This window comes from Undibacterium sp. CCC3.4 (assembly GCF_034347425.1).
Lineage (GTDB): Bacteria > Pseudomonadota > Gammaproteobacteria > Burkholderiales > Burkholderiaceae_D > Undibacterium.
Genome location: NZ_CP133779.1, coordinates 4,159,026 through 4,179,473, shown reverse-complemented (window position 1 = coordinate 4,179,473; position 20,448 = coordinate 4,159,026). Strand labels below are relative to the sequence as shown.

Below are 20,448 nucleotides of genomic sequence, written 5' to 3'. Positions count from 1 at the left end.
TCTCCCTTTGTCATGACAGGAAGATTCTATGCGTCGTCTTATTTTACTGCTGTTGCGTGCTGCGCTGTTGTTGAGTACCACTGCTGTGGCGCCGTCGCTGATGGCCGAGTCGCTGTTGCCGGCACATGACCCGGCGCGCAGCATTTTACTCAGTGGTTTTGCCGTCAATAAGCCGGAACAGCTCAGTGATATCGATGATATTGCCCAAGGTTTGTCGCATGAAATCGCGCGCCGCCTGCGCCAGAGTCAGCAATTCGAGGTGCGTACGATGCCCGAGCTGTTGTCATTCAATTGGCAATTGCAAGCACCGCCGGCACGCTTGCTGACGCAATTGGGGCTTGATTACGGGGCGCGCTACCTGATTACCGGCGAAATTCGCAATGCCGGCATTCGTAATGTGCCGCAACTGTTCGGTCTGTGGAGTAAGCCATCGCGCAGCATAGAAGTGGAAATGTATGTCTATGATGCTCCGGCCGGAAATTTATTAGGACGGTTTGAGTTTTCCGCCAGTGCTGATGGCGATGTGCATATCGGTCGTGAGCACGTGTTCGGCGGTGTCGGTTTTCGTGCCACCCGCTTCGGCCAAGCAATTGAAAGCTTGGTCGATGAGGCGGCACAAACTATTGCCAGTCAATTGTTGATGCGACCTTGAGCATGGCCGCTGGTCGTGGCACGTTGCTGCTCTTGCAGGCGCAGTACGCTTCTTTGAATTTTTCCGGTGGCAGTCATCGGCAGGGCGGCGATGAATTCAATTTCTTTTGGATATTCATACGGTGCCAGGTGGCTGCGGACATGCTGCTGTAAGGTGGCGATTAAATCGGCGTCGCCAACAAAGCCGGGGCTGAGCACGATATACGCTTTGACCAGATTGCCGCGCTCGCGATCCGGTTTCGGTACCACGGCGGCATTGGCGACGGCCGCGTGGTGCAGCAAACAATTTTCAATTTCCGATGGACCGATGCGATAGCCGGCGGCTTTAAACATATCGTCGGCACGTCCTTGATAAAACAGATAGCCATCGTCATCGCAACTGGCCAAGTCACCGGTGCGGCACCAGTCGCCACTGTATTTGCTGCGGGTGGCGGCATCATTGTTCCAGTAGCCGAGAAAAAATATCGGATCGGGATGGCCGTGGATATCGCAACGGTGCAGCGCCACTTCGCCGCATATGCCGGGCCCGACCGGTTGACCGGCATCGTCGATGATGGCGACGCGGTGGCCCGGATACGGGCGGCCCATGCTGCCCGCTTTGGCCGGCCAGCGCTGATGGCTGTTGCCGACGATGTAATTCATTTCGGTTTGGCCAAACATTTCATTCGGCGTCACTCCCAACGCTTGCTGGCACCATTCGAAGACGGCGCTGCCGACCGCTTCGCCGGCACTCATGATGGCGCGCAGCTTGAGCCGGTAACGTTGGCGCGGCTGAGGGCAGGCTTTCATCATCATTTTGAGCGCGGTCGGGAACAGGAAGGTATTGGTAACGCGATATTTTTCCATTAATTCAAATGCCGTCTCGGCGCCAAAGCGGCCGCTCCAGGCGACGATGGGCTGGCCGAAATACAGGGTCGGCAGCAGCGCATCCATCAAGCCGCCGGTCCAAGCCCAGTCGGCTGGCGACCAAAATACATCGCCATCTTGCGGAAACCAATTTTGCGAGGCCACGAAGCCGCTCAGATTGCCGATCACGGCGGCGTGCGGAATCAGCGCCCCTTTGGCCGGGCCGGTGGTGCCGCTGGTATAAATCAGGATGGCCGGGTCACTGGCGCGGGTGTTGACGACGTCGAAGTGTTCGGGCATGTCTGCCAAATCGCTGTTCCAGTCCAGCGTGTGCCCGAGCTGCGGGCAATCGATGGCGATGACGGTTTTCAGCTCGGGGCAGGTGGCGGCAATTTGTCGGTAAGTGTCGACGCCGCTGTGATCGAGTATTAATACCCGCGCTTGGCTGTGTTGTAATCTGTATTCGAGTGCATCGCGACCGAACAGACAACTCAGGGGCAGGACGATGACTCCCATCTGCAGGCAGGCCATGATGCTGACGGCGGTTTCTACTCTTTGCGGTAGCAAACAAGCGACCACATCGCCGCGTTGCACCCCTTGTTGTTGCAAGAGATTCGACAATTGATTGGCGCGCGTCGCCAATTGCGCGTAACTGGTGCGTGTGTGTTTACCATCGGCCGTGGCGCTGATGATGGCGCAGCGTTGCGCTTCATCTTGCCAGCGGCGGCAGCATACTTCGGCGATATTGAAGTGTTCCGGGACATGCCAGCGGAATTCTTGGTACAGTTTGGCATATTGATCGGGCAATGATTTGCTGCTCCCGGCAGGGATAGAGTGTGCTTTCATGGAGTCTCCGCTATAATTATCGAACGGTCGTTCTATTGTTCTTTTGCATCAGATTTTTGCTACTGCAACTATCTTCGCATGCATTTGCCGCTTTTTTTCATGAAAAATATTAATCTGCCATGACTCCTTCAAATTCGCCCGTACATCGACTGTCCCGTTCGGAATTTTTACCCATTCGTGGTTTGCAGTATCATGTGCGGCAGTGGGGGCGCGTCGGTGCGCCGCCCATTGTGATGCTGCATGGCTGGATGGATGTGTCGGCCTCGTTTCAGTTTGTAGTTGATTGCCTGCAGCATGATTGGCATGTCATCGCTCCCGATTTGCGTGGTTTCGGTTTGACCGAGGCACCCGGCAGCGACACCTATTGGTTCCCAGATTATCTCGGTGACCTCGATGCCTTGCTCGCGCATTATGTGCCCGAAGGAGCGGTGAATTTGCTTGGTCACAGCATGGGGGCCAATGTGCTCGGTTTGTATGCCGGTGCGCGCCCGGAGCGGGTGCGTCGCTTGGTTAATCTGGAAGGTTTTGGTATGCCGACTACGCAGCCGCAGCAAGCCCCCGGGCGCTACCGAAAATGGCTCGATGAATTGCGCTCACCGCAGCAGTTGCGCACCTATGCTTCAGCGCAAGAGGTGGCGGCGCGACTGCAAAAAACCAATCCACGTTTATCCAATCAACGTGCGGCATTTTTAGCTTCGTGCTGGGCGCGTGAAAACAGCGCCGGACGCTGGGAAATTCTCGGCGACCCGGCGCATAAACAGAGCAGCCCCTTGTTGTTTCATGTCGAAGAAGTGCTGGCATGTTGGGAGCAGATCAGCGCGCCGGTGTTGTGGATGGAGGCGGAACAAACCGATATTTGGAACTGGATGGGGCCGAAACCGACGGCGCGGTTGGAAATTGATCGGCGTCTCAGCCATTTACGCGATCTCAAGAAAGAAATGATTGCTGATGCCGGTCATATGCTGCACCATGACCAGCCCGAATTACTGGCGCAATTGATCGAAGCATTTTTCATGCAAGGCGATGGCGTTTGACAGGAGAAAATTTGCTCATATCAGATTTCAGCGATGTCGGCGCGGCCGATGATACCCGCTTTAAGCGCTGTTTGGTGATGGCCGGCGGCGGCTTTCGCTTCGGTTATTACCTTGGCATGATGGCCGCTTGCGAACGGCGCGGCAAAACCCCGGATTTGCTGTTGGCCAGCTGCGGCGCGGCGATTGCCGCGACCATTATTCGCCATTTACCCGATAACGCGGCGCGCTTGGCGTGGTTGACGACGCCGCAAATGCACGCGTTCTGGTGTGCTTTACAGGCCAATCCTTCCAAGACTTTGCTGGGGGCGATAGGCGGCGTGCTCGAGCGCGCGCTGCGTGCCAATGATGCCAAGCTGATCCCCGATTTGTTTGATGATTACCTGTTTGATATTCCAGCGCGCTTGCCGCTGCCGCCGGACAGCGGCTATGCCGGTTCACCCGCGCTGGCCGTGATTGCCGGGCGCTTATTGTACCAAGCGCACGAGGTCGGGACGCTGCGCGGTGAACGCAAGTTGTTTGTCGAAACCATCTTCGCCGAGGCGCGCGTGGCCACGCTGTTGCGCGGCATGCAGTCGCCGTTGGCCGATCCCGGCTGGGGCCGCAGTACGGTTGCCAGTGACATCGAAGTGCTCAGTGGTGTCGCTATCAACGATGCGGTGCGTGCTTCGATCGCTGATATGTATTATTTTCGCTGTCACCAAATCGGTAGCGAGCATTATCTGGGTGGCGTGATCGATTTGTTTCCGCTCGAAGTGGCGCGGCGTTTGGCTGCAGAAGTGATCATGGAACGTAAGGGTAAATACAATCACTTGGTCGATTTACCGGCCTTACGATTAGTCTTAGGCATACACGGAAATCGCCGCTTGAGTCAGGTGTTAGCACAAGCGGCCGAGCACTGGATCGATACCGCCGATATGGAGCGTGCCTTGGTACGCCATCAAATCAGCAAGCATTTGCAGTGGCGGCGCAACCGACTGGCACTGCGGGTGCCACCGAGTCTGGCTGAATTCACTGAAATGGTCAGACTGCAGTGGGAATATGGGTATGCGCGCGGCTTGGATGGCCTGACGCGTTGAGCGAGTAAGGCGCTGTGCCGGTTTACGCGCTACGCCGCAGCGCATCATTCGAGGCGATTTCGCGTTACACTGATGCTTCATTTTAATCTGCCTCTTTTATTGATATCCGCTCCGACCATGACCGATCACACTGCATATGGCTTTACCACGACGATTCTCCACAGCGACCGCCAAAAACCGATAGAGCATGGCTCGGTGCATAAGCCGATTCACAGCTCGGTGATGTACGGCTATGGCGATGCGCGCGATTTGGCGGCGGTATTCCAGGGTAAGCAAGCCGGTTATCGTTATGGTCGTCAGGGTAATCCGACGGTGACGGCGCTGGAAGAAAAAATCAGCAAGATGGAAGATGCCACGGCTTCCTTGTGTTTTGCCACCGGCATGGCGGCCATCGGTGCTTTGTTCCAGGCTTTGCTCAAGGAAGGCGATCATGTGGTGTCGTCGAAATTCCTGTTTGGTAATACTAACAGCCTGTGGCAGACCGCCGCCGGGCAAGGCATTCGCCTCGATATGGTCGATGCCACCGATGTCGCCGTGGTCGAGGCGGTGCTGACGCCGGCCACGCGCATGGTGTTTGTGGAAACCATCGCCAACCCGCGCACCCAAGTCGCCGATCTGGAACGGATCGGTGCGCTGTGTGCCGCGCGCGGCATCTTGTTTGTCGTCGATAACACCATGAGCTCGCCGTATCTGTTCCGTCCCAAGGCGGTTGGTGCGGGTCTGGTAATCAATTCGCTCACCAAGTCGATTGCCGGTCATGGCAATGTTCTCGGTGGCGCTGTTTCCGATACCGGCGTGTTCGACTGGAGCACGTATCCACATATCGCCCCGAACTTCCGCAAACAAGCCCCGCAGCAGCAGGGGATGGCGCAGTTGCGGGCCAAAGCCTTGCGCGATTTCGGCGCGAGTTTGTCACCGGAAGCGGCGCACCAGATTGCCATCGGTGCGGAAACCATGGCTTTGCGCATGGAGCGCAGCTGTGCCAATGCGCTGGCGCTGGCACAATTGTTGGCCGCTGATCCACGGGTAGCGGCGGTTTACTATCCGGGTTTAGCCAGTCATCCACAACACGCTCTGGTGACGCAGCTGTTTCGCGCCGGCGGCGCACTGCTGAGTTTTGAGCTGCAAGCCGGGATAGATTGTTTCGATTTCCTCAATCATCTGAAGATCGCGATCAATGCCACTCATCTCGGCGACACGCGCACCCTTGTGATTCCGGTCGCGCACACCATCTTCTTTGAAATGGGAGCCGAACGGCGTGCCGACATGGGTATCGCCGACGGTTTGATCCGGGTCTCGGTTGGCATTGAAGATAGTGCCGATTTGTTGGCTGATTTTGCCCGGGCGCTGGCACAGGTCTGAGCGTGCTGTAAATGAGGAGCTTATGCTGAGACTTTCTTGGCGCATGACGATGCGCGACTGGCGTGCCGGTGAATTGCGATTTTTATTACTGGCCTTGATGATTGCCGTCGCTGCTTTGTCGTCGGTCGGGTTTTTCACCGACCGTTTGCGCAGCGGTTTGCAGCGTGATGCGCATCAATTGTTGGGGGCCGATTTATTACTCAGCGCCGACCAAAATCTGCCAGCGGCTTGGCGCACGGAGGCGCAGCAGCGTGGCTTGCAAACCGCCGATACGGTGGTGTTTGCCAGTATGGCTATCGCCGGTGAGGGCGATGCCGCGCGCACCCATCTGGTTTCACTCAAGGCGGTCAGTCCTGGTTATCCTTTGCGCGGCACCTTGCTGTTGCAAGCGCCTGGCGGTGCGAGTAATCCGCAAGTGTCTGGTAACGGCGGTCCGGCCGCTGGCACGGTCTGGCTCGATGCTTCCTTGCAACAGGCCTTGGGTTTGCAACTCGGTGAGCAACTGCGCTTGGGTGAGCAGCGGCTGCGATTTGTTGCGGTCATTGGCAATGAGCCCGATCGCGGCGCTGGATTCATGAATTTTGCGCCGCGCGCGATGATTGCGCTGAGTGACTTGGCCGGCACGAATTTGGTGCAGAATGGCTCGCGCGTGACCTACCGCTTATTGATGGCCGGCATGCCGACGGCGATTGCCGAATACCAAAAACAATTGCAGCAAAATATTGCTATTTCGCAACAGAAGGGTATCAGTGTGGAATCTTTGGCCAATGGCCGGCCCGAGATGCAAGCCACGCTGGATCGGGCCGAACAGTTTCTGGCCTTGGTCAGCCTGCTCTCGGCGATGTTGGCGGCGGTTGCCATCGCCATGGCGGCGCGCCGCTTCATGCTGCGCCATCTTGATGCCTGTGCCATGCTGCGTTGCCTTGGTTTGACGCAAAACCAAGTCACGCTGATGTATCTGAGTGAGTTTTTCTTGCTGGGAGTCATAGGTAGCGTGGCCGGTGTCTTGCTCGGTTATGCAGGGCACTATGTTTTGCTGGAATTATTGCAACAACTGGTGGCCAAAGATTTGCCGGCGGCGAGTTGCTTGCCGGCTGTTTTGGCGGCCGCTACCGGTTTGCTGCTATTGCTAGGTTTTGCTTTGCCACCAATTTTGCAATTGCGGAATGTGCCGCATAATCGCGTCATGCGCCGTGAAGCTGTGCCGCCGCAAGCATTGAGTGTGCTCACCTACGGTCTGGGCTTGGCGATGTTTGTCGGCTTATTGCTGTGGCAAAGCGCCGATCTCAAACTCGGTTTAATCATCGCCGGTTGTTTCCTCGCGTCATTGGCACTGTTCGCCTTGTTGGCGCTGGCGGCGTTGCGCTTGCTCAAGAGTGCGCGCAATCTGTGGCAAGCGGCCAGTTGGCGCTTTGCCGTCACGTCTCTGCAACGCCGACCCGGCGCGACGGTATTGCAAATCGTTGCGCTGGCGCTGGGCTTGATGGCCTTGCTGTTGCTGACGGTAGTGCGGGCGGATTTGATTTCGGCTTGGAAGCAAGCGACTCCTGCTGATGCTCCAAATCAATTTGTAATCAATATCCAACCCGAGCAAACCGAACAAATTGCCGCTCGCTTGGCCCGCTTCGGCGCACCGCAAATGTATCCGATGATACGTGGTCGCCTGATTGCGCTCAATGCCCAGCCATTGACGGCGGCGCAGTATCCGGAAGAGCAAGCCAAGCGCATGCTCGAACGCGAGTTCAATCTTTCGACCATGGTCGATTTGCCGCCGATGAATCAGATCACGGCCGGTCGCTGGTATGACGATGCCCATGCCGCGACGGCGGAAGCTTCAGTCGAAGAAGGCATTGCCAAAACTTTGCATCTCAAGTTAGGCGATGTGTTGCGCTTTGATGTTGCCGGCCAGCAGATCAGCGCCACCATCACCAGTTTGCGCAAGCTTGATTGGAGTTCAATGCGCGTCAACTTTTTTGTCGTCATCAATCCGCGCGCACTCAGTGATTTTCCGCAAACTTGGATCACGGCCTTTCATTTGCCACCGGGGCAAACTGACTTCGTCAACCGACTCACGCTCGATTTTCCGAATCTGACCGTGGTCGATGTCGGTGCCATGCTACGCCAATTGCAGGATGTCTTAGATCAAGTGATCACGGCGGTGGAATTCTTGTTCTTGTTCACTTTGGTATCGGGTGGCTTGGTCCTGTATGCGGCGCTGGCTGGTACGCAAGATTTGCGGCAGCGTGAAACGGCTTTGTTACGTGCCCTCGGTGCCAGTCGTCGGCAATTATCGCAAGCGCAATGGCTGGAGTTTTTACTCGTCGGCAGTTTGGCTGGCTTTTTGGCGGCGGCCGGTGCCAGCGCCACGGGTTGGGGTTTGGCACACTTCAGTTTCCATTTTCCATGGGTATTTTCACCTGTGGTTTGGCTAGTTGGCATCGTTGCCGGGGCCGCATGTGCTTGGTTGGGTGGCTGGCTGAGTTTACGTCAGGTATTGAATCAAGCACCCTTGCTCAGTTTGCGTCAAGTCTGAGCGATATTACCGTTTTTTTGAGGAAACCATGTCAGAACAATTAATCCGTTTATATGTTGATGCTGAGTACAGCAGCCCGTATGCCATGTCTGCCTTTGTGGCTCTGCACGAAAAAGCCCTGCCATTTGAATTATGCACGCTCGATTTTTCTGCGCGCCAGCAGCATGCGCCGTCCTATGCAGCCAAGTCCTTGACACGCCGTGTCCCTACGCTTGAACATGGTGATTTTTCTTTGTCGGAATCGTCGGCCATTTGCGAATACTTGGAGGAGGTTTTCCCGGCTGTCGCCTTGTATCCGCAACAGTTGCAGCAACGCGCACGCGCACGCCAAGTGCAAGCTTGGTTGCGCAGCGATTTAATGGCACTGCGCAACGAACGCAATACCATGGCTGTATTTTACGGCAAGAAATTTCCGCCCTTGTCGACTGCCGCCGTTGCTGCTGTAGAGCAATTGGTCTACGTTGCCGATGCCTTGCTGGGCGAGGGCGCTGAGCATTTGTTCGGTCAATGGAGTATTGCCGATACCGAGATGGCCCTGATGCTCAATCGCCTGCACTTGCATGGCGATGCTTTAGCGCCGCGCTTGGTACGTTATGCCGAGGCGCAATGGCAGCGCCCCTCGGTGCAGCGTTGGTTGCAATATATCGCGGCGCGCAGCTTGTGATGTCATTAGCCCCCAGCACTGATTCGGCAGCGCTCGACAGTGAGCCGGAAAATTTGTATGCACGCATCGGCGGCGCGGAAACATTGCGCGCGCTGGTAGATCGCTTTTATGATTTGATGGAGTTGGAAAGCGAATTCGCATCCTTGCGTGCCATGCATCCGACCCCGCTCGATGGCTCCCGCGATAAGTTGTTTGCATTTTTATCGGGTTGGATGGGCGGCCCCGATTTGTACATCAGTCAGTTCGGTCATCCGCGCCTGCGTGCGCGTCATTTACCCTATACCATCGCCAGCGCCGAGCGCGACCAATGGCTACGTTGTATGGCGTGGGCGATGCAAGATGTCGCGTTGGCCGAGGATTTGCAATTGCACCTGATGAATTCGTTTTATCAGACTGCCGATTGGATGCGCAATACTCCCGGATGAATGGAATTATTCGATGAATACAGTTGAAATCATCATACTGGTCGTTTTGCTCTTGCTGTTATTGCTGCAGCTCGCTTTATGGCGACGCCCATCACAGTCTGGCAGCGCGGCGGCGGAATTGATGGCATTGCAAAATTTTTTACAAAACGCACATCAGCAGCAAATGCACAACGAAGAGCGCAGTGAACGTTCGCTGCGTGAGCAGATACAAAACACGGCACAGGCGACACGCCAAGAGTTGGCTGCGAATTTCGGTCGTTTACAGCAGGGCTTGGCGACACAATTGAGTACCGTCGCGACCATGCAGAAGGCGCAAATCGATGGCTTTTCCGTACAGATGGCGGCGCTCACGGAAGGCATGGCGCAGCAACTCGAACACATGCGCCAAGCTCTGATACAACAGGGGCTCAGTGCACGCGAAGAGCAGGCCGGCAGTTTGAAAGGCTTCGCCGACACGCTCACACAAACCCTCAATACCCTGACCGAATCGAATGCCGCACGCATGCTGGAAATTCGCAGTACGCTGGAACAAAAAATCAGCCAATTGCAGTTGGAGAATGGTGCCAAGCTCGAAGAGATGCGCCGCACGGTCGATGAAAAATTACATGCCACGCTGGAACAGCGGCTGGGAGAATCGTTCAAACAAGTCTCGGATCGGTTGGAGAAAGTTCATCAAGGTCTGGGTGAGATGCAGCAGTTAGCCATCGGTGTAGGAGATCTGAAACGGGTGCTGACCAATGTCAAAACGCGCGGCACTTGGGGTGAAGTGCAGCTCGAGATGGTACTCGAACAAATGCTCACGTCCGAACAATATGGCAAGAATGTCGAGACCATACCGGGCAGTGGCGAGCGCGTCGAATTCGCGATCAAATTGCCGGGTAAAGAAGAAGGTAAGCAGCCGGTGTGGCTGCCGGTTGATGCGAAATTCCCTAAAGAACAGTACGAACGTTTGCTCGATGCGGCCGAGCGCGCCGATGCCGATGGCGTAGCGGCGTATGGCAAAGAACTGGAACGGGCGATTCGCAGTGAAGCCAAGACGATCGCCGAAAAATATCTGTCGCCACCCTTGACCACCGATTTCGCTATCTTGTTTTTACCGACTGAGGGTTTGTATGCCGAAGTCATGCGCCGTCCCGGTTTGGCCGATGAATTGCAACGTACTTGCCGCGTCTCGATCGCCGGACCATCGACCTTGTCGGCACTGTTAAACAGTTTGCAAATGGGTTTTCGCACCTTGGTATTGGAAAAACGCTCGTCGGAAGTGTGGCAGGTGCTGGGCGCGGTGAAAACTGAGTTCGGTAAATTCGGTGAAATTTTAGCCAATACCAAAACGGCACTCGAGCGTGCCGCGCGCAATATCGATCAGGCTGAAGTGCGCACCCGGCAAATGACGCGTAAATTAAAACAGGTGGAAGCCTTGCCATCGGAACAGGCGCGCCAGATACTCGGCGTAGTGGATGCGACGGCCGAGTCAGACAGCACCAATTAATTGGCTGTGTGACTCAGGCGTGCAGGTCTGTTACAGCGTTTGTACGGCGCCGGTGATGACTACTTGGGTCACTGGTGCGGTTGGCAAGCTGCCTTGTACTGAGGTTGGTACAGCACCGATCGCATCCATCACCGGCAAACCGCTGACTATCGTGCCGAAGACGGTATAGCCATAGGTGGCGGCGGCTGTGGAGGTGGCCGCGACCGAGTCATAAATGGCGCTGTTATCAATGCGGTTGAAATAGAATTGTGAAGTCGCCGAATTGACATCGGTGCCGCGCGCCATACCGATGGTGCCACGGACATTGCTCAGACCGCCTTCAAATACGATAGACGATAAGGCTGGCAATAACTGCAGACTGGTGTTGTAACCGCCGCCCTGAATCACGGTACTGTCGACTCGGTGGAAAATTGAATTGGCATAGGTGCCGGCCTCAACATAATTGAGGAAGTTGTCGACCGTGACCGGTGCTTTGCCCGGATTGAGTTCGACTACCATTTTACCCATATTGGTGGTCAAGGTCACTTGCGGACGGTTGGCCAGGGTCGATGTCAGGGTGGCGAAGTAAACCTGGGCGCCGGCGCTATTGGTCACGGTGGCATTGAAGGTGCCGACGGCGATGATTTTACACAGGAAGCTGCGCTTGGTGGCGGTGCCGCCAGTGACTTCACCGATGCTTAAGCAGCCGGGGTTGGTGACGGTGAGGCCCTGGGTAAGATTTTGACCGATGATGGTCATGGTGGTGTTTTTGCGATAAGCGACTTGATCGAAGCTGACGCTGCTGACGGTCGCCACGACGCTGCTGCTGCTTTTCGAACCGCCGCAGCCGCTCAGCAATGCCAGAGATGCACACGCACCCAAGAAGTAGGTTGAAGCTTTCAAACGGTTCTCCATAATTAACAGGTAATGATGCCGCCCGCAGTGCGATGCGCGCTTCGTTTTGAAGCACCGGCATCCAATTTACGAGATCGCATAGTCAAGAAAAATGAATTGTACTGTGCTTGCTGCACTTTTTCAGTTTTTCTTACGCAATTTATTGTCACATTGAGTGACAAGTGTTTGGTGTCATTGGTTTTTTGCAGCCGATTAGGCCTGAATTTGAGTCGGTATCATTACCCTAATTGGTGGCCACGTCATTCCTGCGCGCTTTTGGCAGGAACCCAGCGACGTTCGTGGCTAACTGAAAATGCCAGATATCATCGTGTTTTCAGTGCTGAAAACGACGCTGGGTTCCCGCTAAAAGCATGCGGGAATGACGAGGCTGTGGCGCGCGGGAAAGACGCGGTATGCGGTGTTTCAGATGTAAAAAAATGTCCGTCCGACTTTTGCGACAGCCTCTGAAGCGAAAGGATTGTCTACTGGATCCATGCTTTATACTCATGCTGGAGGCGCGCAGCCCTCCCTGGTCAACCCGGAGAAAAACGCAGGCAGTAGCACAGCGGCTGGCAGGTCTACATCAAGCCTTCGAACAAGATGACGCGTACCGTATCACCGGCGGCAACCTGATCTTGTTCGTGATCGAGCACGATCATGCAATTGGCTTCGGCCATTGAGCGTAGAATGCCGGAACCCTGCGCGCCGGTGACGCAGACTTCGAGTGCACCGCTGGCATTGTTGCTGACGATGCCGCGTTGGTATTCAGTGCGTCCGGGCCGTTTCTTGATCGGCTGAGGGCTGATCGCTGCCACCAGCGGCAATGGAGCAAGGTGCGCCCCGGCCATATGCAGCAAAGCTTGGCGTACAAAAAACAGAAATGTCACCATCACCGCTACCGGGTTTCCAGGTAAGCCGAACAAATAGGCACTCTGACCCTGCGAGTGGATTTTACCGAAAGCCATAGGCCGACCCGGGCGCATGCCTATGGTCCAGAATGCCACGTCGCCAAGTTCGGCCATGATTTGCTTGGTGTAATCGGCGGCACCAACCGAGACACCGCCTGAGGTGATGATGGCATCGGCGTTTTCGGCCGCACAAGCGAGCGCGGCGCGTAAGGCGGCCGGATCATCGGCTACCACACCCATGTCGATCAGTTCACAGCCTAAGCGCGTCAGCATGCCATGCAGGGTGTAGCGATTGCTGTCGTACACGCAGCCTTCGTCCAGAGTTTGCCCGAGTGAGCGCAATTCATCCCCGGTAGAAAAGAAGGCGACGCGCAAACGTCGCTGCACCGGCACTTCGGCGATGCCTAGCGAAGCGAGTAAGCCGAGATCGGCCGGGCGCAAGATTTTCCCTTTTTTCAGGGCGGTTTTGCCGATTGCCAGATCCTCTCCGGCCAGTCGGCGGTTGTCACCGCTGCGTACCACTGCGGCGCGCACACTGATCGCTTCGGCATCGGCAGCGTGGGTGAATTCTTGTGGGATCACGGTGTCGCAGCCAGCCGGCATCACCGCCCCAGTCATGATGCGCACGCACTCGTCTGGCTCGACCGAACCGTGGTAAGCGCGCCCGGCAAACGCGCTGCCGACGATGCGAAAGCGCCGCTCGCCTTGCTCTGGCAATTGTGCGCCCACCACGGCGTAACCATCCATGGCGGAGTTGTCGTGTGCCGGCACATTGATGGCCGACTGGATATCCTTGGCTAACACCCGACCCAGTGCGCTGCGCAGGGCTAACTGTTCCACTGCCGCGATCGGCGTGATGAAACCTTCAATGATGTCCTGCGCCTGGGCGACTGGCACAGCCTGAGGATCATAATCTGCCAGGCAACTGAGTACGTCGTTGAGTTTGGCGTGGGGCAGGAGAGGGAGCTTCATTCGAATTGTCGCAGTTCTTGCAAAGTGTTGAAATTACGAAAGGCGGTATGATCGTCGAACAAGACTTCGGCTACGCGTAAGGGGGCAAACCAAGCATCGACCTTGCGACCGCCAGTGCGCAAGAACTCACTCAAATCGTTAAGTAAGGCAGTTTTTACCAGAGCGAATACCGGATGCATTTGGCGGCGCGTGACGCCGTCTTCGCTTTCCAGCGTAACGGCGACGGCGAGGTCGGCATCGTCTGCCAGCAGGCCGGCGCTTAAGCGGCTCGCCAGATCATGTGGCAGTAAGGGGGAGTCGCATGGCACGGTGAGCAAATAAGGGCTATTGCAATGCAGTAAGCCTGTTTGCAAACCGGCCAAGGGACCGGCAAAGCCGGTCAAGTGGTCGGGCCACACTTGGGTGCCGAAGCTTTCATAGGCCGCCAAATTTTGGTTGGCATTGATGATTACCTCGCCAACCTGAGGGTTGAGGCGCAGCAAGGCATGCAAAGCCATCGGCGCATTACGGAAGGTTTGTAAACCCTTGTCGATCTGCCCCATGCGCGTGCCGCGCCCGCCCGCGAGTATCAATCCGGTTATTTGTTGTGCATCAATCGTGTTCATGGCGGTGCGTTTGAGTAAGTGGAGTAGGGGGCAGGTCAGCCGCCGATGTAAGACATTTCTATCTGCGTGCGCTGGGCTGCCGGGTCTTGCTGGCTGCGTAATTCTGAATAGCGATCGCTGCGCTGTTGCCAGATACCAGCGATGACATTGGCGATGAGCAAGTCGCTATGTTGTTCCGGTCCGCGTAACAATGCGCGCAAATCATGACCGGCGCTGGCGAACAAGCAAGTGTACAGCTTACCCTCGGTGGATAGCCGGGCGCGACTGCAATCGCCGCAAAAAGCATGGCTGACGCTGGAAATAAAGCCGATTTCAGCGTGTCCGTTGCTGTGCTGCCAACGCTCGGCGGTTTCGCCGCGATAATTGGCCGGCAGCGCCACGAGCGGCATGCCGGCGGCGACGATGCGCTCGACCAAGTGCTGTGAGCTGATGACTTCTTGTTTTTGCCAAGCGTTGGAGGTGCCGACATCCATATATTCGATCAGGCGCAAGATATGCGGACTATCGCGGAAATGGCGCACCATCGGCACCACTTCAGCATCGTTGACCCCGGCCTTGACGACCATATTGATCTTGATCGGCCCCAGACCAGCCGCCGCCGCAGCGTCGATACCGGCCAGTACATCGGCGACGGCAAAATCGACATCATTCATGCGACGGAAAATTGTTTCATCGAGGGAGTCGAGCGACACGCTCACGCGGGTCAGACCGGCTTCTTTGAGCGCGCGGGCTTTCTTGGCCAACAAAGAGCCATTGGTCGTGAGCGTCAAATCGGGTGCCACACCGTCGACGGTGCGCAATTGCGCGAGCATGGCGACGAGTTTTTCTATATTTTTGCGTAACAGCGGTTCGCCGCCGGTCAAGCGCAGCTTGCGCACGCCATGGCTGAGAAAAATTGCCGCGACGCGGGTAATCTCTTCGAAACTGAGCAGGGCTTGCTGCGGCAAATAGGCATAGTCTTGATCGAAAATATGCTTGGGCATGCAATACACGCAACGGAAATTGCAGCGATCGGTGACTGAAATACGCAAATCATGCAGCGGCCGTGCGCGGGTATCGCGCAACTGACCGTCAGGCCGACGCAGTTGTTCTGGCAGAGCGATGTGCGGCGTGCGCTGGCGCGCATCGATGAGGGGGATGACTATTTCCTTCATGGCAGTGCGATTACTCTTCAAACGTTGCAATTCGCAACGATACCACGAGAATGACAGCGCAGTCAGAACCCTGCTTCAAAGCGGCCACTGACAATAGGCGGCCAGTGCGCCGAACACCGCAAATGCCGACAACAAGCTGATGCTGCCTACTTGAAAACGGAACAAGGCCACGCCGGCCACAGCCATCAATGCTATGGCGCGATAGTCGAGTGCGCCGGCCGCGTTTTGGCTGATATGGCTGACAAAAAACAGCGCCAAACTGGCGATGACACCGACCACGGCAGCGGCAATCGCTTTGAGTGGCGCGTTGAGTCGCCATTGTGTACGGCTGGCTTCGACCAGCGGGCCGCCGGCGAGGATGAACAGAAACGAAGGCAGAAACGTGAAAGCGGCCGCGACCAGCGCGCCGAGCAGCGGATTACTGTGAAGCTGCGCGGCACCGAGGTAGCCGATGAAGGCGACGACGATGATCAATGGGCCGGGCGTACTTTCACCGAGCGCCAAGCCATCCATCATCTGGCTGGCGGACAACCAGTGAAAGTGTTCTACGGCATTTTGAAATACATATGGCAGCACCGCGTAGGCGCCACCGAAGCAGAGCAGGGCGGTTTTGGTAAAAAACCAAGTCATCTCGCTGAGGGGATTATTCGGACCGAAACAATATTCTAAGGCTGCCCATGCCAGCACACCTAAGGCGACGCCAAGCGATATGATACGCAGCAAGCCGCCGAGCTGGAAACGTGCATGCGCAGGAGTCGGGCTATTGTCATCGATCAAGGCAGTTGCCGCACTTGCGCTCTTTGCTGTGGCATCGGGCGGAGCGATGGACGCGGCGAATGCCGTGCCGAGCACGGCAGCGACCAACAAAATGAGGGGGAATGGCAAGCTCAGCACAGTGATGGCAATAAACGACAGGATCGCGATCGCGCGCAAGTAGACATTGGTGAGGCTGCGTCGGCCGATACGCCAAGCGGCGGCGCAGACGATGGCGGCGACGGCTGGCCGGATGCCGGCCAGTACGCCATTGATCAAATGATGTTGGCCGAATTGTAAATACAGATAAGACAGCGCGATCAGCAGACCCAGGCTGGGCAAAATGAACAAGATGCCGGCCAAGATGCCGCCACGCGTTTTATGCATCAACCAGCCTATGTAAATGGCTAATTGCGTCGCCTCCGGTCCGGGCAGCAACATGCAGTAGTTGAGTGCGTGCAAAAAACGTGCTTCGGAAATCCAGCGCCGTTTTTCTACCAATTCAGCGTGCATCATGGCGATTTGGCCGGCCGGTCCGCCGAAGCTCAGGCAGCCGAGTTTCAACCAATAAGCTAATGCGCTGCGCAGTGAGACGGTGTCGGACGGGAGGGGGGCTGGTAGCATGGCAGGCGGATTTAGGTAAATTCACAGGCAAAAAAAAACCGGCACGCCTGATTCAGGTGTACCGGCTTTTTCAAGGTATTGCTTAGTGGCGAGTCTCAATCATGACCAAGGGCTCATCAGCCACCACGGCTACCGGCTTACGTACACGCGGTACGCGAACCGGCGGCGCGGTGAGGCTGGCGCTTTGCTGGGCGGCGCGCAGTTTCTCCGGGTCAGTACTGGCGAGTTGCAAGCCAACTGCGTTGAGTACGCTGCTCAGATCGGCTGCCGGCGCGGTCGTTGTAGCAACCGGTGCAACAGCAACCGGTACAACGACGACGGTTTCGATGACGACAGGTGCCGTGACGACAGTTTCAGCAATTACCGGTTCAGCAACGGCGGCTGGCGCAGAGACTGGCTCAATAGCAACAACTTCAGCGACGACAACAGGCTCAGCTACCAGCGTTTCCACTGTCGCAGCTGCCTGAGTCTCAAGCACTGCTGCTGCGACTGGAGTAGCTACAACAGCTGCAGCGACAGCGATGGTAGCCGGTGCGGCTACTGCTGTGGCAGTAACTTCAAGCGGAGCAGCAATCGTTTCTTCTACCACTACGCTGGTCGGTGCGACGACTGGCCTTGGTTCGGCTATCGTTTCGACAACCTCTGCCACCACGGCAACCTCTGCCACCACGGCAACCTCTGCCATCACGGCAACTGCTGCGACTGCCGGTACCACTGCGTTTGCTGCCAATGCAGCAGCGCTGTGAGCGTTGGCAGCTTCGACTGCGGCGGCAACACGGGCAGCCACGGTATCGCCATCACCGGAGACGATTTCTTCTGCGACATCGCTGTCGTTGATCAATTCGCCTTGTTCGTTGAGCTCACCTGGCTCACGTTCGCGACGATTACGATTGCGACCGCCACGACGACGACGACGACGGCGTTCTTCGCTTTGCTCGGCGTTTTCATTGTCGCTGCTGAGTTCAGGTTGATTCAATGCCGAACTGGCTGGCATTACTTCGACCGGTATTGGATCGTCGTGTTTTTGAATCAAATCATCAGTTTTAACTTCAGTCAGCATCGCTTCTTTGCGTTCTTCACGGCTACGTTGTTGACGTTCGCGACGACCTTCCTGCGGCTCTTTGGCTTCACGTGGCTCACGTGGCTCACGTGGTTCACGCACTTCCCGCGGTTCACGTGGTTCGCGCTCTTCGCGTGGTGGCTTGACGGCTTTAGCCGGACGGGCCGCTTCTGTCACTGGCGCTGCTTTCGCAGCCTCCGTCGTTTTGCTGCCGGCTGGACGCTCTTCACGCTCATCACGGTTGCGACGGCTGCGGTTGCGCGGGTTGTTGCGGGCATTGCGGCTGTTGCGCTCGCGTTCAGCGGTTTTTTCTTCAGCCGTCAGCACCGGTTCCGGGCTGGCGGTAGTTTTGCTGGCACCGAACAGGAAGCCGAACAATTTACCGAAGAAACCAGGTGCCGCTGCCACAGGGGCGACGATAGCCGGTGCCGCTTCTTTGCGTTCCACGATAGGTGCTTGCTCAGGCGTGATGCTCTTGACCATCGCTTCTTGGCGTGGCTTGACATCATCCTTCTGACGTTTGCTGTAACCGATGTCGGTATCGGCTTGCTCGGCCATGGCGTAGCTGGCGTGATGCTCTTCGAGGCGCGGATCGTCATGTTTCAAGCGGTCGAGCTTGTAATGCGGCGTTTCGAGGTGCGTGTTCGGGATCAGAATGACGGTCACGCGATGGCGGGTTTCGATTTTCAGAATTTCGCCGCGCTTTTCGTTGAGCAGGAAGGCGGCCACATCGACCGGTACCTGAACATGAATCGCCGCCGAGTTTTCTTTCATCGCTTCTTCCTGGATGATACGCAGGACTTGCAGAGCCGATGATTCAGTATCGCGGATGTGACCAGTGCCATTACAGCGTGGGCAGGTAACATGACTGCCTTCGGACAGCGATGGACGCAGGCGCTGACGCGACAATTCCATGAGGCCGAAACGCGAGATCTTCCCCATCTGGACGCGCGCGCGGTCATAGCGCAAGGCATCTTTGAGACGGGTTTCGACTTCGCGTTGGTTCTTGGCGTTTTCCATGTCGATGAAATCGATCACGATCAAGCCGCCGAGGTCGCGCAGACGTAATTGACGAGCAACTTCTTCTGCGGCTTCCAAGTTGGTATTGAACGCGGTGGTTTCGATATCGCCACCGCGAGTAGAACGGGCCGAATTGACGTCGACCGAGACCAAGGCTTCGGTATGGTCGATCACGATGGCGCCGCCCGATGGCAACGGTACCGTACGCGAGTAAGCGGTTTCGATCTGATGTTCGATCTGGAAGCGCGAAAACAGTGGCACGTCATCGCTGTAACGTTTAACGCGATGCACCATATCAGGCATGACATGGCTCATGAATTGCTGAGCTTGTTCGTAAATTTCATCGGTATCGATGAGAATTTCGCCGATATCAGGCTGGAAGTAATCGCGAATCGCGCGGATCACTAAGGAAGATTCCTGATAGATCAGGAATGCCCCTGCGGATGACTTGCCAGCACCTTCGATCGCGCGCCAGAGTTGCATCAGATAGTTTAAATCCCATTGCAATTCGTCAACATTACGGCCTATGCCGGCAGTACGGGCGATGACCGACATGCCGCCTGGCAGGTCGAGTTTATCCATGGTTTCACGCAATTCTTGACGGTCTTCGCCCTCGACACGGCGCGATACACCACCGCCACGCGGATTGTTCGGCATCAACACGAGGTAGCGACCGGCCAAAGAAATGAAGGAAGTCAGTGCCGCGCCTTTATTGCCGCGTTCTTCCTTCTCAACCTGAACCATGATTTCCTGACCTTCACGCAAAGCCTCTTTGATCGAGGTATTGCGCACGTCGATGCCTTCCTTGAAATAGGTGCGGGCAACTTCCTTGAAGGGCAAAAAGCCATGACGTTCTTCGCCGTAATTGACGAAACAAGCTTCGAGCGATGGTTCGATGCGGGTGATGACACCCTTGTAAATGTTGGACTTACGTAATTCGCGACCGGCGGTCTCGATATCAATGTCGATGAGTTTCTGCCCATTGACGATAGCAACGCGCAATTCTTCTTGCTGCGTTGCATTGAACAACATACGTTTCATGTTTTACTCCGTGACCTGGTGGTCATCTTTTGCCGCCTGCTGCATCGCTTCATCGAAGCAGCAAGCAACTGTACTGGTGCCGGGATGTATGCCAGGAACAGAGAGTCGGGAGGGGATGGGGATGCCTGTGGCGCGGCACAATGGCATGGCAACCGTCACCTGCGGCACGCATGCCGAGGGTGAACCAGTCGTGTCATTCTGCGTCGCGCCGGGCGCGTTTGGTTTTGCTGGCGAACTCGAGTGCACATGTCCCCCGCATTGTCTGACTCGGCGCGCTTAAAACAGCGGCTGAGGACAAGGCCAGGCGATGAGCAACTTTGGTGTCAGACCATCTTCTTGTGTTGTATCTGACGGAATCGCTTTCGTTCGCAAAACCGAGGCAAGCATGCTGTGATAACGATAACAGCGTGACAACAGCACTACTTGCCTCTCTATCCTTACTGTCCGAACTTTCTGATCCAAGCTCGTCTGCTATATCGCCCGATAACAACAATTGGCTGCTACCTTGGCGT

General features: G+C 56.3%; 15 protein-coding genes. 8 read left to right on the top strand and 7 right to left on the bottom strand.

Annotation, left to right across the window (positions count from 1 at the left end):
* Nucleotides 1-28 precede the first annotated feature (28 nt).
* Nucleotides 29-652 (top strand): flagella assembly protein FlgT middle domain-containing protein, encoded by a 624-nt coding sequence (locus RHM61_RS18475; RefSeq protein WP_322248782.1) that lies wholly within the window; start codon nucleotides 29-31, stop codon nucleotides 650-652.
* On the opposite strand, the gene RHM61_RS18470 is transcribed toward RHM61_RS18475, so the two are convergent.
* Complete coding sequence (locus RHM61_RS18470) at nucleotides 631-2,343, bottom strand: acyl-CoA synthetase (RefSeq protein WP_322248781.1); 1,713 nt, start codon at nucleotides 2,341-2,343, stop codon at nucleotides 631-633. The two genes, RHM61_RS18475 and RHM61_RS18470, sit on opposite strands and share 22 nt — an antisense overlap.
* A 119-nt stretch (nucleotides 2,344-2,462) precedes the next feature.
* On the opposite strand from RHM61_RS18470, the gene RHM61_RS18465 reads away from it, so the two are divergent.
* From RHM61_RS18465 to RHM61_RS18435, 7 genes are all read left to right on the top strand, one after another.
* Nucleotides 2,463-3,377 (top strand): alpha/beta hydrolase, encoded by a 915-nt coding sequence (locus tag RHM61_RS18465; protein ID WP_322248780.1) that lies wholly within the window; start codon nucleotides 2,463-2,465, stop codon nucleotides 3,375-3,377.
* A gap of 11 nt (nucleotides 3,378-3,388) precedes the next feature.
* Entirely contained in the window at nucleotides 3,389-4,453 is a 1,065-nt protein-coding gene (locus RHM61_RS18460; RefSeq protein WP_322248779.1) for a patatin-like phospholipase family protein, read from the top strand.
* A gap of 117 nt (nucleotides 4,454-4,570) precedes the next feature.
* Nucleotides 4,571-5,815: a cystathionine gamma-synthase family protein gene (locus tag RHM61_RS18455; RefSeq protein WP_322248777.1), complete on the top strand. Its 1,245-nt coding sequence runs from the start codon at nucleotides 4,571-4,573 to the stop codon at nucleotides 5,813-5,815.
* Nucleotides 5,816-5,837: 22 nt separating this feature from the next.
* Nucleotides 5,838-8,348, top strand: a complete 2,511-nt coding sequence (locus RHM61_RS18450; RefSeq protein ID WP_322248776.1) for an ABC transporter permease — start codon at nucleotides 5,838-5,840, stop codon at nucleotides 8,346-8,348.
* Nucleotides 8,349-8,376: 28 nt separating this feature from the next.
* The gene (yfcF, locus tag RHM61_RS18445; RefSeq protein ID WP_322248775.1) at nucleotides 8,377-9,012 is read left to right on the top strand and encodes a glutathione transferase; all 636 of its coding nucleotides are present in this window, start codon (nucleotides 8,377-8,379) and stop codon (nucleotides 9,010-9,012) included.
* On the top strand, nucleotides 9,012-9,437 hold the full coding sequence (locus RHM61_RS18440; protein WP_322248774.1) for a group II truncated hemoglobin: 426 nt from the start codon (nucleotides 9,012-9,014) through the stop codon (nucleotides 9,435-9,437). The genes yfcF and RHM61_RS18440 overlap by 1 nt, the downstream gene beginning before the upstream one ends.
* Nucleotides 9,438-9,558: 121 nt before the next feature.
* Nucleotides 9,559-10,926 carry a DNA recombination protein RmuC gene (locus RHM61_RS18435; protein ID WP_416200238.1) on the top strand — a complete coding sequence of 456 codons (1,368 nt, stop codon included), beginning with the start codon at nucleotides 9,559-9,561 and terminating at the stop codon, nucleotides 10,924-10,926.
* Nucleotides 10,927-10,956: 30 nt separating this feature from the next.
* On the opposite strand, the gene RHM61_RS18430 is transcribed toward RHM61_RS18435, so the two are convergent.
* From RHM61_RS18430 to RHM61_RS18405, 6 genes are all read right to left on the bottom strand, one after another.
* Nucleotides 10,957-11,808 (bottom strand): peptidylprolyl isomerase, encoded by an 852-nt coding sequence (locus tag RHM61_RS18430; protein ID WP_322248772.1) that lies wholly within the window; start codon nucleotides 11,806-11,808, stop codon nucleotides 10,957-10,959.
* Nucleotides 11,809-12,377: 569 nt separating this feature from the next.
* Nucleotides 12,378-13,679, bottom strand: a complete 1,302-nt coding sequence (gene glp / locus RHM61_RS18425) for a gephyrin-like molybdotransferase Glp (RefSeq protein WP_322248771.1) — start codon at nucleotides 13,677-13,679, stop codon at nucleotides 12,378-12,380.
* Nucleotides 13,676-14,284 (bottom strand): molybdenum cofactor guanylyltransferase MobA, encoded by a 609-nt coding sequence (gene mobA, locus RHM61_RS18420; protein ID WP_322248770.1) that lies wholly within the window; start codon nucleotides 14,282-14,284, stop codon nucleotides 13,676-13,678. The genes glp and mobA overlap by 4 nt, the downstream gene beginning before the upstream one ends.
* 35 nt (nucleotides 14,285-14,319) lie before the next feature.
* On the bottom strand, nucleotides 14,320-15,438 hold the full coding sequence (gene moaA / locus RHM61_RS18415; RefSeq protein ID WP_322248769.1) for a GTP 3',8-cyclase MoaA: 1,119 nt from the start codon (nucleotides 15,436-15,438) through the stop codon (nucleotides 14,320-14,322).
* Between the two features lie 75 nt (nucleotides 15,439-15,513).
* Nucleotides 15,514-16,815, bottom strand: a complete 1,302-nt coding sequence (gene chrA, locus RHM61_RS18410) for a chromate efflux transporter (RefSeq protein WP_322248768.1) — start codon at nucleotides 16,813-16,815, stop codon at nucleotides 15,514-15,516.
* 82 nt (nucleotides 16,816-16,897) lie between these two features.
* Nucleotides 16,898-19,936 (bottom strand): Rne/Rng family ribonuclease, encoded by a 3,039-nt coding sequence (locus RHM61_RS18405; RefSeq protein ID WP_322248767.1) that lies wholly within the window; start codon nucleotides 19,934-19,936, stop codon nucleotides 16,898-16,900.
* Nucleotides 19,937-20,448 lie beyond the last annotated feature (512 nt).

What these genes read in the sequence shown, in the direction of transcription:
- RHM61_RS18475 (WP_322248782.1), top strand. Translation starts at nt 29, where the DNA reads ATGCGTCGTCTTATTTTACTGCTGTTGCGTGCTGCGCTGTTGTTGAGT.
- RHM61_RS18470 (WP_322248781.1), bottom strand. Translation starts at nt 2,343, where the DNA reads ATGAAAGCACACTCTATCCCTGCCGGGAGCAGCAAATCATTGCCCGAT.
- RHM61_RS18465 (WP_322248780.1), top strand. Translation starts at nt 2,463, where the DNA reads ATGACTCCTTCAAATTCGCCCGTACATCGACTGTCCCGTTCGGAATTT.
- RHM61_RS18455 (WP_322248777.1), top strand. Translation starts at nt 4,571, where the DNA reads ATGACCGATCACACTGCATATGGCTTTACCACGACGATTCTCCACAGC.
- RHM61_RS18450 (WP_322248776.1), top strand. Translation starts at nt 5,838, where the DNA reads ATGCTGAGACTTTCTTGGCGCATGACGATGCGCGACTGGCGTGCCGGT.
- yfcF (WP_322248775.1), top strand. Translation starts at nt 8,377, where the DNA reads ATGTCAGAACAATTAATCCGTTTATATGTTGATGCTGAGTACAGCAGC.
- RHM61_RS18440 (WP_322248774.1), top strand. Translation starts at nt 9,012, where the DNA reads ATGTCATTAGCCCCCAGCACTGATTCGGCAGCGCTCGACAGTGAGCCG.
- RHM61_RS18435 (WP_416200238.1), top strand. Translation starts at nt 9,559, where the DNA reads ATGGCATTGCAAAATTTTTTACAAAACGCACATCAGCAGCAAATGCAC.
- glp (WP_322248771.1), bottom strand. Translation starts at nt 13,679, where the DNA reads ATGAAGCTCCCTCTCCTGCCCCACGCCAAACTCAACGACGTACTCAGT.
- mobA (WP_322248770.1), bottom strand. Translation starts at nt 14,284, where the DNA reads ATGAACACGATTGATGCACAACAAATAACCGGATTGATACTCGCGGGC.
- moaA (WP_322248769.1), bottom strand. Translation starts at nt 15,438, where the DNA reads ATGAAGGAAATAGTCATCCCCCTCATCGATGCGCGCCAGCGCACGCCG.
- chrA (WP_322248768.1), bottom strand. Translation starts at nt 16,815, where the DNA reads ATGCTACCAGCCCCCCTCCCGTCCGACACCGTCTCACTGCGCAGCGCA.
- RHM61_RS18405 (WP_322248767.1), bottom strand. Translation starts at nt 19,936, where the DNA reads ATGAAACGTATGTTGTTCAATGCAACGCAGCAAGAAGAATTGCGCGTT.